The organism is Pseudomonas sp. NBB, from assembly GCF_032701105.1.
In the GTDB taxonomy this organism is placed as follows: Bacteria; Pseudomonadota; Gammaproteobacteria; order Pseudomonadales; family Pseudomonadaceae; genus Aquipseudomonas; species Aquipseudomonas asiatica.
Map to the genome: position 1 here is coordinate 972644 of NZ_CP103994.1, position 11027 is coordinate 983670.

At 59.5% G+C, this 11027-nt stretch carries 13 protein-coding genes; all 13 read left to right on the plus strand.

Annotated elements, in window-relative coordinates:
- The first annotated feature begins 190 nt into the window (after nucleotides 1–190).
- The 13 genes from cyoA to NY023_RS04500 all read left to right on the plus strand — a co-directional run bounded on the left by cyoA (nucleotide 191) and on the right by NY023_RS04500 (nucleotide 10985).
- Entirely contained in the window at nucleotides 191–1135 is a 945-nt protein-coding gene (cyoA, locus tag NY023_RS04440) for a ubiquinol oxidase subunit II (RefSeq protein WP_015268993.1), read from the plus strand.
- Nucleotides 1136–1138: 3 nt separating this feature from the next.
- Complete coding sequence (cyoB, locus tag NY023_RS04445; RefSeq protein ID WP_013970980.1) at nucleotides 1139–3157, plus strand: cytochrome o ubiquinol oxidase subunit I; 2019 nt, start codon at nucleotides 1139–1141, stop codon at nucleotides 3155–3157.
- 3 nt (nucleotides 3158–3160) lie between these two features.
- Entirely contained in the window at nucleotides 3161–3784 is a 624-nt protein-coding gene (gene cyoC / locus NY023_RS04450) for a cytochrome o ubiquinol oxidase subunit III (protein WP_023661242.1), read from the plus strand.
- On the plus strand, nucleotides 3784–4116 hold the full coding sequence (gene cyoD / locus NY023_RS04455) for a cytochrome o ubiquinol oxidase subunit IV (protein WP_003259128.1): 333 nt from the start codon (nucleotides 3784–3786) through the stop codon (nucleotides 4114–4116). The genes cyoC and cyoD overlap by 1 nt, the downstream gene beginning before the upstream one ends.
- Before the next feature lie 11 nt (nucleotides 4117–4127).
- Nucleotides 4128–5015 carry a heme o synthase gene (cyoE, locus tag NY023_RS04460; protein WP_013970981.1) on the plus strand — a complete coding sequence of 296 codons (888 nt, stop codon included), beginning with the start codon at nucleotides 4128–4130 and terminating at the stop codon, nucleotides 5013–5015.
- 339 nt (nucleotides 5016–5354) lie between these two features.
- Nucleotides 5355–6563, plus strand: coding sequence for an alanine transaminase (gene alaC / locus NY023_RS04465; protein WP_013970982.1), 1209 nt, complete (start codon nucleotides 5355–5357; stop codon nucleotides 6561–6563).
- A gap of 132 nt (nucleotides 6564–6695) precedes the next feature.
- The gene (locus tag NY023_RS04470; protein ID WP_013970983.1) at nucleotides 6696–7823 is read left to right on the plus strand and encodes a hypothetical protein; all 1128 of its coding nucleotides are present in this window, start codon (nucleotides 6696–6698) and stop codon (nucleotides 7821–7823) included.
- Between the two features lie 159 nt (nucleotides 7824–7982).
- Nucleotides 7983–8366 (plus strand): YkgJ family cysteine cluster protein, encoded by a 384-nt coding sequence (locus NY023_RS04475; RefSeq protein ID WP_003259127.1) that lies wholly within the window; start codon nucleotides 7983–7985, stop codon nucleotides 8364–8366.
- Between the two features lie 493 nt (nucleotides 8367–8859).
- Nucleotides 8860–9006 (plus strand): hypothetical protein, encoded by a 147-nt coding sequence (locus tag NY023_RS04480; protein ID WP_169774995.1) that lies wholly within the window; start codon nucleotides 8860–8862, stop codon nucleotides 9004–9006.
- Nucleotides 9003–9254, plus strand: a complete 252-nt coding sequence (locus tag NY023_RS04485) for a DUF3077 domain-containing protein (RefSeq protein ID WP_013970986.1) — start codon at nucleotides 9003–9005, stop codon at nucleotides 9252–9254. The genes NY023_RS04480 and NY023_RS04485 overlap by 4 nt, the downstream gene beginning before the upstream one ends.
- A 210-nt stretch (nucleotides 9255–9464) precedes the next feature.
- The gene (locus tag NY023_RS04490; RefSeq protein ID WP_008093840.1) at nucleotides 9465–10028 is read left to right on the plus strand and encodes a GNAT family N-acetyltransferase; all 564 of its coding nucleotides are present in this window, start codon (nucleotides 9465–9467) and stop codon (nucleotides 10026–10028) included.
- Between the two features lie 12 nt (nucleotides 10029–10040).
- The gene (locus NY023_RS04495) at nucleotides 10041–10580 is read left to right on the plus strand and encodes a hypothetical protein (protein ID WP_013970988.1); all 540 of its coding nucleotides are present in this window, start codon (nucleotides 10041–10043) and stop codon (nucleotides 10578–10580) included.
- An 18-nt stretch (nucleotides 10581–10598) separates the two neighbouring features.
- Nucleotides 10599–10985: a lysozyme inhibitor LprI family protein gene (locus NY023_RS04500; RefSeq protein WP_013970989.1), complete on the plus strand. Its 387-nt coding sequence runs from the start codon at nucleotides 10599–10601 to the stop codon at nucleotides 10983–10985.
- Nucleotides 10986–11027 lie beyond the last annotated feature (42 nt).

The window sequence follows — 11027 nt, forward strand, 5'->3', positions numbered from 1 at the left end:
GGACTTGGTCTGAAGTACAGGCCTGTTGCCTACGAAACCATAAGCACCGCTAACCCGCTTGACGCCAAGGTCCTGCAGTCGGACCCCGGGCAGGAGCGAGTTCGGGCGCGAAATGCCTCACTTGGCAGGACGAAGTGCTGGCTACCAAAACACAAATTGCATTGAAGCAAGCTGATCTAGAGGTCGTGAGATGAGTAAAAAGCGTTACCCCAGACTGTTTGGCATATTGCCCTTTTTAGGCATGCTTTTACTCAGTGGGTGCAACTGGACCCTGCTCGACCCGAAAGGTCAGGTCGGCATTGAGCAAAAGAACCTGATCCTGATCGCTACCGGCCTGATGCTGCTGGTGGTGATTCCTGTCATTATCATGACCGTGGTTTTCGCCTGGAAGTACCGTGCTTCCAACAAGGCTGCCACCTACACCCCCGACTGGTCGCACTCGACCAAGATCGAAGCCGCGGTGTGGATCATCCCGATCCTGATCATCATCGCCCTGGGCTACTTCACCTACCACTCCACCCACAAGCTGGACCCGTACCGTCCGCTGGATTCCGATGTGAAGCCGGTGCAGATCGACGTGGTCGCACTGGACTGGAAGTGGCTGTTCATCTACCCGGAGCAGGGCATTGCCACGGTCAACAAGATCGTCTTCCCGGCTAACACCCCGGTCAACTTCCGCGTCACTTCCGACGCCGTGATGAACTCGTTCTTCATCCCGGGCCTGGGCGGCCAGATCTACGCCATGGCCGGCATGACCACCAAGCTGCACCTGATCGCCAACGAAAACGGCGAGTTCGACGGTATCAGCGCCAACTACAGCGGTGCTGGCTTCACCGGCATGAAATTCAAGGCTACTGCCACCTCTCAGGAAGACTTCGACAAGTGGGTCGCCGAGGTCAAGCAGTCGCCGAAGAAGCTGGACAAGGCCGAATACGACGCCTTGGCCAAACCAAGCGAAAACAACCCAGTCGCGCTGTATAGCGAGGCTTCGCCTGACCAGTTCCAGCTGATCGTCGACAAGTACGAAGGCATGAACCGCGGTCGTCCGAGCCACGAAGAAGCAGGCAGCAAAGATCTGGCCACTACCAAGGGTGTGGAATCGAGTATGCAACCAGCTGCCGGTGCAGAGGAGTAAGAGATGTTCGGTAAACTAAGCCTGGAGGCGATACCCTATCACGAGCCGATAGTCATGGTGACGCTTGCCATGATCGCGCTCGGTGGTATCGCTGTCGTCGGTGCTATCACCTACTTCCGCAAGTGGACCTACTTGTGGAGCGAGTGGTTGACGACTGTCGACCACAAGAAAATCGGGGTGATGTACATCATCGTCGCGATGGTCATGCTGCTGCGCGGCTTTGCCGACGCCATCATGATGCGTACCCAGCTGGCTGCCGCTACCGGTGGCTCCGAAGGCTACCTGCCGCCTGAACACTATGACCAGATCTTCACCGCTCACGGTGTGATCATGATCATCTTCATGGCGATGCCGTTCTTCACCGGCCTGATGAACCTTGCGGTTCCTCTGCAGATCGGTGCACGTGACGTTGCCTTCCCGTTCCTGAACTCCCTGAGCTTCTACCTGCTGCTGGCAGGCGTGCTGCTGGTCAACATCTCGCTGGGCGTTGGTGAATTCGCCAAGACCGGCTGGGTTGCCTATCCGCCGCTCGCGGGCATTCAGTACAGCCCTGGGGTGGGTGTCGACTACTACATCTGGGCGCTACAGCTCTCAGGCCTGGGTACGACGCTTACCGGCGTGAACTTCCTCGTCACCGTGATGAAGATGCGCGCACCTGGCATGAAACTGATGGACATGCCGATCTTCACCTGGACCTGCACCTGGGCCAACGTGCTGATCGTGGCTTCCTTCCCGATCCTGACCGCTGCACTCGCTCTGCTGACTGTTGACCGTTATCTGGACTTCCACATCTTCACCAACGAGCTTGGTGGGAACCCGATGATGTACGTCAACCTGTTCTGGGCGTGGGGTCACCCTGAGGTTTACATCCTGATCCTGCCGGCCTTCGGTGTGTTCTCGGAAGTTACCTCCACCTTCGCAGGCAAGCGTCTGTTCGGCCACCACTCGATGATCTACGCATCGGGCGCCATCGCCGTGCTGGGCTTCGCTGTATGGCTGCACCACTTCTTCACCATGGGTGCCGGCGCCAGCGTCAACACCTTCTTCGGCCTGGCGACGATGCTGATCTCCATTCCGACCGGTGTGAAGCTGTTCAACTGGCTGTTCACCATCTACCAGGGCCGTCTGCGCTTCACCGCGCCGATCATGTGGACCCTGGGCTTCATGATCACCTTCTCCATCGGTGGCATGACTGGTGTTCTGCTGGCTGTTCCAGGTGCTGACTTCGTGCTGCACAACAGCCTGTTCGTAATTGCTCACTTCCACAACGTGATCATCGGTGGTGCGGTATTCGGCTACATCGCCGGCTTCGCCTACTGGTTCCCGAAAGCCTTTGGTTTCACCCTGAACGAGAAGTGGGGCAAGGCTGCCTTCTGGTTCTGGATCTCGGGCTTCTACGTAGCGTTCATGCCGCTGTACGCCCTGGGCTTCATGGGCATGACGCGTCGTCTGAACCACTCCGACAACCCGCTGTGGGAACCCTACCTGTACGTAGCCGTTGTCGGCGCCGTGCTGATCCTGTTCGGTATCGCCTGCCAGCTGATCCAGCTGTACGTATCGGTTCGCGACCGCAACCAGAACCTGGACGTGACCGGCGACCCATGGGGCGGCCGTACCCTGGAATGGTCGACTTCGTCGCCACCTCCGTTCTACAACTTCGCCCACATGCCTGAGAAGGTTGGCCTGGACGCCTGGCACGAAGCCAAGGAAGCCGGTGTTGCCTACAAGCCTGCGGCCAAGTACGAAGCGATCCACATGCCGAGCAACACCTCCACCGGTTTGTTCATGGGCCTGTTCCTGACCGTCTTCGGCTTCGCCTTCATCTGGCACATCTGGTGGCTGGTTGGCGCGAGCCTGGTTGCAACCATCGCTGTCTTCGTTCGCCACGCTGCGCGTGACGACCAGGGCTACATGGTTCCGGCCGAAGAAGTGGCGCGCATCGAAGGCGAGCGCATGAAAGCGCTGGCCAAAGCAGGTGCTCTGCCTGCCGGCGCACGTGTCGAATCGTTTGAGCGGGTGTAATCAATGTCCAGTCAAGTAATGCACGGTGCTGCTCATGGTCACGACCATGGGCATGACGACCACCACCACGACTCGGGCCAGATGACCGTACTCGGTTTCTGGCTGTACCTGATGACCGACTGCATCCTGTTTGCGTCGCTCTTCGCCACCTACGCGGTGCTGTCCGGCAGTTTTGCCGGCGGCCCGTCGGGTCATGACATCTTCCAGCTCGATTTCGTAGCTGTTGAAACGCTGTTCCTGCTGCTGTCCTCGATCACCTTCGGCTTCGCCATGCTGAAGATGTTCGACGGCAAGAAAGCTGGCGTACTGGGCTGGTTGGCTGTGACCTTCCTGTTCGGTGCAGGCTTCATCGCGATGGAAATCTACGAATTCCATCACCTGATCGCCGAGGGCTACGGCCCGAACCGCAGTGGTTTCCTGTCGGGCTTCTTCGCCCTGGTAGGTACCCACGGTCTGCACGTGACCGCCGGCCTGATCTGGATGGCAATCATGATGTACCAGATCAACAAGCACGGCATCACGCCGACCGCCAAGACCCGCATGAGCTGCCTGAGCCTGTTCTGGCACTTCCTGGACGTGGTCTGGATCTGCGTATTCACCGTCGTCTACCTGCTGGGAGTTCTGTAATGGCTAACGCACACGACACTCATCACGAAGGTAACCACGGCAGCGTCAAGTCGTACATGATCGGCTTCATCCTGTCGATCATCCTGACTGCGATCCCGTTCGGCCTGGCCATGTCGCCAAGCCTGCCGAAGAACCTGACCGTTCTGATCATTGTTGCCATGGCCGTGATCCAGGTAGTAGTGCACCTCGTGTACTTCCTGCACATGGACCGCTCGAAAGAGCAACGCAACAACGTTTCGACGTTCCTGTTCACCACCCTGGTGATCGCTCTGCTTGTCGGCCTGTCGCTGTGGATCATGTTCAGCATCCACTTCGAAATGTTGGCCAAGTGAGGTAAGACTGCATGTCCGTTAAGCACTTTATCCAAATCACCAAACCGGGGATCATTTTCGGTAACGTGCTTTCCGTGGCAGGCGGTTTCTTCCTTGCCTCGAAGGGCCATGTGGATTTCGCCCTGTTCCTGGCGGTGGTGATCGGTACTTCGCTGGTGGTTGCGTCCGGATGCGTGTTCAACAACTGCATCGACCGTGACATCGACCACAAGATGGAGCGCACCAAGAACCGCGTCATGGTCCAGGGCGGCATGTCGCTGCCCCTCGCGCTGATCTACGCCACCCTGCTCGGGGTGGCGGGTTTCAGCCTGCTGTATGTCCAGGCCAACCCGCTGTCGGCGTTCTGTGCGCTGATCGGCTTCATCGTCTACGTCGGTTTCTACAGCCTGTGGCTGAAGCGTAAATCGGTGCACGGCACCTTGGTCGGCAGCCTGTCTGGTGCCATGCCTCCGGTGATCGGCTATTGCGCCGTGAGCAACAGCTTCGACCTGGCTGCGTTTACCCTGCTGGTGATGTTCAGCCTGTGGCAGATGCCGCACAGCTTCGCAATCGCGATCTTCCGCTTCAAGGATTACAGCGCTGCCAACATTCCGGTCCTGCCGGTGGCACGTGGCATCCTCGCGGCGAAGAAGCAGATCGTGCTGTACGTGCTGGCTTTCGTGCTCGCAACCCTGATGCTTACCCTCGGCGGTTACGCCGGCCTCGGCTATCTGGCCGTGGCAGCAGCCATGGGCCTGTACTGGCTGTACATGGCCTGGGCTGGCTACAAGGCCGAGGACGACAGCAAGTGGGCACGCAAGGTGTTCGGCTTCTCCATCCTCACCGTCACTGCCCTGAGTGTGATGATGGGTGTGGACAGCCAGACCGCTGCGGACGTGCTGATGACATACGCACGCTGATACTGCTGCCTGTTTCACGAAAAAGCCCGGCCACTGTGCCGGGTTTTTTTTATGGGCGTTTTTCTGTGCCGGCCTCGTTCGCGGGCTCGCCCGCTCCCACAGGTACGGCGCAGGTCTCGGGACAAGTGAGTAATCCTGTGGGAGCGGGCAAACCCGCGAAGAGGCCGGCACAGCAGAATATAAATTTCTTATTTTCAAAAAATACATCTGAAAAGATCTATGAAAACAGGAAATTGTCCTTTACAGGAATGCTGTATCGGCATTATCTTCTGATCCAGGCCGCCATATCGGCCAGCGTCGCTCGGACGGTTCCGGGCGCTTACGTACTCAGAGGAAGCCATGGCCAACCCAGGTTCGCCGCGTCGCTTTGCGCGCATCGATCGTCTCCCCCCTTACGTTTTCAACATCACTGCCGAGCTCAAGATGGCTGCCCGCCGCCGTGGCGAGGACATCATCGACCTGAGCATGGGCAACCCCGATGGCGCTACCCCACCGCACATCGTCGAGAAGCTGGTGCAGGTCGCCCAGCGTGAAGACACCCACGGCTACTCCACCTCCCGCGGCATCCCGCGCCTGCGTAGGGCCATCTCCAACTGGTACAAGGAACGCTACGAGGTCGACATCGATCCGGAAAGCGAAGCCATCGTCACCATCGGCTCGAAGGAAGGCCTGGCGCACCTGATGCTGGCCACCCTCGACCAGGGCGACACAGTGCTGGTGCCCAACCCCAGCTACCCGATCCATATCTACGGTGCGGTGATCGCCGGTGCCCAGGTGCGTTCGGTACCGCTGGTGCCGGGCGTGGACTTTTTCAACGAACTCGAGCGGGCCATCCGCGAGTCGATCCCCAAACCGAAGATGATGATCCTCGGCTTCCCGTCCAACCCCACCGCTCAGTGCGTGGAGCTGGACTTCTTCGAGCGCGTGGTGGCCCTGGCCAAGCAGTATGGCGTGTTGGTGGTCCATGACCTGGCCTATGCCGACATCGTCTACGATGGCTGGAAGGCCCCGTCGATCATGCAGGTGCCGGGGGCCAAGGACATCGCGGTGGAGTTCTTCACCCTGTCCAAGAGCTACAACATGGCCGGCTGGCGGATCGGCTTCATGGTCGGCAACCCCGAGTTGGTCAGTGCCTTGGCGCGGATCAAGAGCTACCACGACTACGGCACCTTCACCCCGCTGCAGGTGGCTGCCATTGCAGCACTGGAAGGCGACCAGCAGTGCGTACGAGACATTGCCGAGCAGTACCGCCAGCGCCGCAACCTGCTGGTGAAAGGGCTGCACGAGCTGGGCTGGATGGTCGAGAACCCCAAGGCTTCGATGTACGTATGGGCGAAGATCCCGCCGGAGTATGCGCACCTGGGCTCGCTGGAGTTTTCCAAGAAACTGCTGGCCGAAGCCAAGGTTTGTGTGTCGCCGGGGATCGGTTTTGGTGATTATGGTGATGACCATGTGCGTTTTGCCCTGATCGAGAACCAGGATCGTATTCGCCAGGCGATTCGCGGGATCCGGCAGATGTTCCGGGCTGATGGCCTGACTCGTAAGTAAGCCCCCATGTCTACAGGTACGGCACATGCCGCACGGCCTGCGCCGTACCTGTAGGAGCAGCTTTCCTACTGCTCTACAGCTACCCAGATAACTATTTTTCTGCACTCATTTCTCACTTCAGAGACCCGAAAGATGAGTGTCTTCACCGCCTATTTCTGCGGCACCGGCTCCCACCGCTTCGACGATGCCAACCCCAACTTCTGGAATGGTGAGCTGGTCTCGACCCTGGCCAGCAATGACCAGGGCCGCGAGTTCGCTCACTGGATTGCCGTTGACGGCCCCGGCAGCGGCAACCTGCAGGATGACAATCTGTTCGTCGAGCCCGGTGGTTATTTCAACTGGAGCGGCCAGTTGTTTGGCAGCGGCTGGGAAGAGAACGTCAACCATGTGCTGAAGGTGATCAAAGGCGAAAGCAGTTGGCAGCGCACCAAGCTGAGCGAGGAAGAATACGAGCGGCTCAAGGAGGCCGGTGTTCCGATCCCGGATGCCACCTCTACAGCTTCCTGGTTCTGGCGCACCTATGACTACGGCGAACGCCACCCGACGCCACAGGAGCTGCAAGAGCGCATCATCAACCTGTTCCGCAAGCCGCGCTTGCCGACCCAGGTGAACCTGGTGGGTTGGAGCAGGGGAGGGATCAGTTGCCACATGCTGGCCAACGCCATGGCGCAGGTCCCTGTATTGCGGGACATACCTGTGAATATCTTCGCCATCGACCCGGTGCCGGGCATCGGTAACCTGCAAAGCCAGCGGGTAACCTTGGCGGGCAATGTCCGCGAGTATGTGGGTTTCTATTCGCGGGACGAGCGATCCAAAGGCTTTGCCTGTGTGATCCCTTCGGTCGAACCGAGTACACGGATATGCATCTACCCGATACCAGGCCGCCACGCCACGCTGGTGGGCAACGCCTCCATCGACGGTGCGAGTGATGGCAAGGTACTGGCGGAGCCGGGATTGATCGTTCGTCATTTTGCCGAGGTCTGCCTGACCCGCTGGGGTGTGCAACTGGACAGGCGCCTGTTCCTGAGCGACGAGCATTTGATGCGATATCACATGCTCATGGCCGCTGCCGAAGGGCGTTACAAGGCCATGCGTAGCGAGTCGTATACCCTACTTACCGAGGGCGAAGATGACGACCGCTTGGTGTATTGCGGCGAGACCTGCATTCACTTCAGCAAGGTGTGTGGTGATGGCTATGAGCCGACCGAGGGCCTTGGCCTGCAGCGCTGGGATGTCAACACCTACAAGGCATTACGCTGACTTGAACGGGCGGCCGGGGAAGTCATTGGTCGCCCGTGTTCAATTGCCGGATCAGCGGCAAATATTTTTTGCATTCCCCTCTATCCAGCCGCCCCGGCTTGGATTGAAAATGGCGCCGCGGGCCAGCCCCGATAACAACAACCTTCCCTCCGTGCCATCATGTCCGAATACAACCCTTGCCTTGACTGCGGCGCCTGCTGCGGGTACTTCCGTGTGTCCTTTTTCTGGGGCGAATGCCAGTCCGCCGGGGGCCTTGTGCCGGACGACCTGGTGGTACAGATCAACCCCACCCGTGTTGCCATGATCGGCACCGATGCCAAACCCTGCCGCTGCATCAGCCTGCAGGGCGAGATCGGCCAGGAAGTGGCTTGCACCATCTACGCCAACCGTTCCAGCCCCTGCCGCGAGTTCGAGGCGTCGTGGGAGGGTGGGGTGCATAACCCCAGCTGCGACGATGCGCGGGCGGCGTATGGCCTGCCACCACTGACCCCGCCCGGGGCCAACGAACCGCATTGGCCGGATGATGGGGCTGAGGTGGCCTGATCGTATTTCGTTAGCCTGTACCGGCCCTTTCGCGGGTAAACCCGCTCCTACAGGTATCACCGTACCCTGTAGGAGCGGGTTTACCCGCGAAAGGGCCATCAGCTGTAAGAAGATTCTGAACCTGAAACCAAATGCTTCAGGTTGCCAGGGATTAGGAATTATCCTACGGCCTCAGTCGGATGCCGTCTGATAGGCAAGTAGCTACCTCAGAGATAACGTTTCGGCGTCGTCACAATTGGCGATCGGGTGTGAGAAGCCCGGTGTTTCGAGATGGCTTGCCAGTTATGGCAGCCGTGCGCGTGCAGACTTCGGTCTGGCCGGTGCCTCGGACACTGGTCTTCTCACCTCGCGTACGGCTGCCACCTTATCTGTGAGAAGGATGCGAGTGGTTGCCTCTGAAAATATTTCCGAGATGACTATGAAAAAACTTGTACCTGATCCACCCGTTACAGACCTTACTTACCAAGCCGCGAAGTCCCAGGCTACCCAGGTCATGGACATTCTCTCCAACACCATCCTCCAATACCTCGACGCAGAAGCCCCGGACCTGCGTTCCACCCTTCTCGAAAACATGTCGACGCAAACTGCCCTGCTGCACGCCTTGTTAGCCCACATAAAGGCGCAGGAGGCCCAGGCATGAGCGACCACCTCAAATCCCGCACCACCGTAGGTGCGGAGAAATTCCTTGAGCTGTACCGGGTAGAGCCGGGTGTACCGCTTGATCTGGCATTCGATGAATTGTCGGTGCTGATCGGCTGTATCAAGCATTTGAACGAAGAGGCCGAGATGGAGGGCGACAAGATCGCCGGCAGCGCGGCGCGCATCCTCAGTGCCATGGCCAAGGCGCTGATCAATGATATGGAAATGGGCTTGAATCGGGGCGCCTGAACGATTTTTGGGGCCGCTTTGCGGCCCATCGACGCGGTTCGTCGCCACGACAAGCCAGGCTCCCACAGGTATAGTGCAAGGCTCCGGGCCTGTGGTGCACCTGTGGGAGCCTGGCTTGCCGGCGATGGGCTGCGCAGCAGCCCCGGGATGCTTGAACCGATCGCTTGACGTTAAACTGTCATCTCCCCAGCAATGGACAGGAGATCCGGCGTGACCCCACCCCGCAGTTTCCCCAGTGACCTCTGCCTCGACAGCCCGCGTCTGCAATTGCGCCCCATGCGCCATGCCGATGCCGCGCAATGGCTGGCGATCATGGCCGACCCCGAGGTCATGCGCTATTGGCATCATGCACCTTGGCAAAACCTGGCCGAAGCCGAAAGCGCCCTGGCCGCCGACCGCGAAGCCTATGCCAATGGCGACCAGCTCAAGCTTGGCATGTACCGCCGTGACAACGGCGAACTGATCGGCATGGTCCAGCTGTTCAACATCGACGATGTATCCCGCCGTGGTGAAATCGGCTACTGCCTCGCCAGCGCGGTGCAGGGCAGGGGCTACATGGACGAAGCATTGACCTGCTTCATCGATTACCTCGCCCACACCCTGCACATGCGCCGCCTGGAAGGCGAGATCGACCCGCGCAACCAAGGTTCGGCACGCACTCTGGAGCGCCAGGGCTTTGTGCTGGAAGGCACATTGCGTGCGCGTTGGTGCGTTGCCGGCGAGTTGTCCGATTCGGGTATTTATGGCCTTCTGCTAGAGCCCCCGGTTGCATAGGAAGTAAATCTCTTGCCAGTTTTCTACCTGAGCGCCAGCCTGCTGCTTTACCTGCTCGCACTGTTCTTCGACGGCGCGCTGATGAGTGGTGACCGCCACATGCCGGCCCTGCAGATGCTGTTGTACGGGCCTTGGGGCATGCCCTTCGGGTTGTACCAGTGGTTTGCCAACCCGCTGCTGGCCTTGGCAATCCTTGCCCATCGGCGCTTTCGTCGTCTGGCCTTGCTGGTCGGGCTGGTGGCTGTGTATCTGGCGGCCAGCAGCTTTGGAATTGACCGCCTGCCGGACAATCAGAGCTATGAGTTCCATGACCTGACCGGTTTTGGTGCCGGTTTCTACCTGTGGCTGGCGGCAATGGTGGTGTTTTGCATGGGCCAGGCCTGGCATTGCTGGAGGGCACGCAGCGCCGACGACATGCCGGGCTGGAGCTGGCTGGATGTGGTGTTGATCGCGGCGCTTGGCGTGATGTTTTATGCGGCAACGCAGATGCCGTCGCTGCGCTTCGAGCCGGGCAATGTGCTGATGCCACCGGAACAGCCGCAGACGCTGTGATGCCCACAAGGAGAGTTTATGACCAAGCATTACCTGACGGGCCTGGCATTGGCCTGTGTGCTGCCGCTTGCCCTGGCGGATGATTACACGCCGGGATACGGGCAGTGCATGGACAAGGCGTCCAGTACCGTGGCCATGAGCGAGTGCATTCGGGCCGAGACGCAGTTGCAGGACCAGCGTTTGAACCGGGTGTACAAGCAATTGATGGGCAAGCTGGATGCCGGGCAGCAGAAGAGCCTGCGTGATGTGCAGCGCAAGTGGCTTGCCTACCGCGATGGCAATTGCGGGTTCCATGTGCAGGCCAGTGGCGGGACCATGGCACAGCTGGAAGGTGGGTCCTGTGTGATGGACATGACCCGCGACCGGGCGGCGGAGCTGGAGCGCGTGCTCAGCCCTGGGCAGTGAGTACTGCCAGTACTGGCCCTATCGCCGGCAAGCCAGCTCCCA

What these genes read in the sequence shown, in the direction of transcription:
- cyoA (WP_015268993.1), top strand. Translation starts at nt 191, where the DNA reads ATGAGTAAAAAGCGTTACCCCAGACTGTTTGGCATATTGCCCTTTTTA.
- cyoB (WP_013970980.1), top strand. Translation starts at nt 1,139, where the DNA reads ATGTTCGGTAAACTAAGCCTGGAGGCGATACCCTATCACGAGCCGATA.
- cyoC (WP_023661242.1), top strand. Translation starts at nt 3,161, where the DNA reads ATGTCCAGTCAAGTAATGCACGGTGCTGCTCATGGTCACGACCATGGG.
- cyoD (WP_003259128.1), top strand. Translation starts at nt 3,784, where the DNA reads ATGGCTAACGCACACGACACTCATCACGAAGGTAACCACGGCAGCGTC.
- cyoE (WP_013970981.1), top strand. Translation starts at nt 4,128, where the DNA reads ATGTCCGTTAAGCACTTTATCCAAATCACCAAACCGGGGATCATTTTC.
- alaC (WP_013970982.1), top strand. Translation starts at nt 5,355, where the DNA reads ATGGCCAACCCAGGTTCGCCGCGTCGCTTTGCGCGCATCGATCGTCTC.
- NY023_RS04470 (WP_013970983.1), top strand. Translation starts at nt 6,696, where the DNA reads ATGAGTGTCTTCACCGCCTATTTCTGCGGCACCGGCTCCCACCGCTTC.
- NY023_RS04475 (WP_003259127.1), top strand. Translation starts at nt 7,983, where the DNA reads ATGTCCGAATACAACCCTTGCCTTGACTGCGGCGCCTGCTGCGGGTAC.
- NY023_RS04480 (WP_169774995.1), top strand. Translation starts at nt 8,860, where the DNA reads ATGGACATTCTCTCCAACACCATCCTCCAATACCTCGACGCAGAAGCC.
- NY023_RS04485 (WP_013970986.1), top strand. Translation starts at nt 9,003, where the DNA reads ATGAGCGACCACCTCAAATCCCGCACCACCGTAGGTGCGGAGAAATTC.
- NY023_RS04500 (WP_013970989.1), top strand. Translation starts at nt 10,599, where the DNA reads ATGACCAAGCATTACCTGACGGGCCTGGCATTGGCCTGTGTGCTGCCG.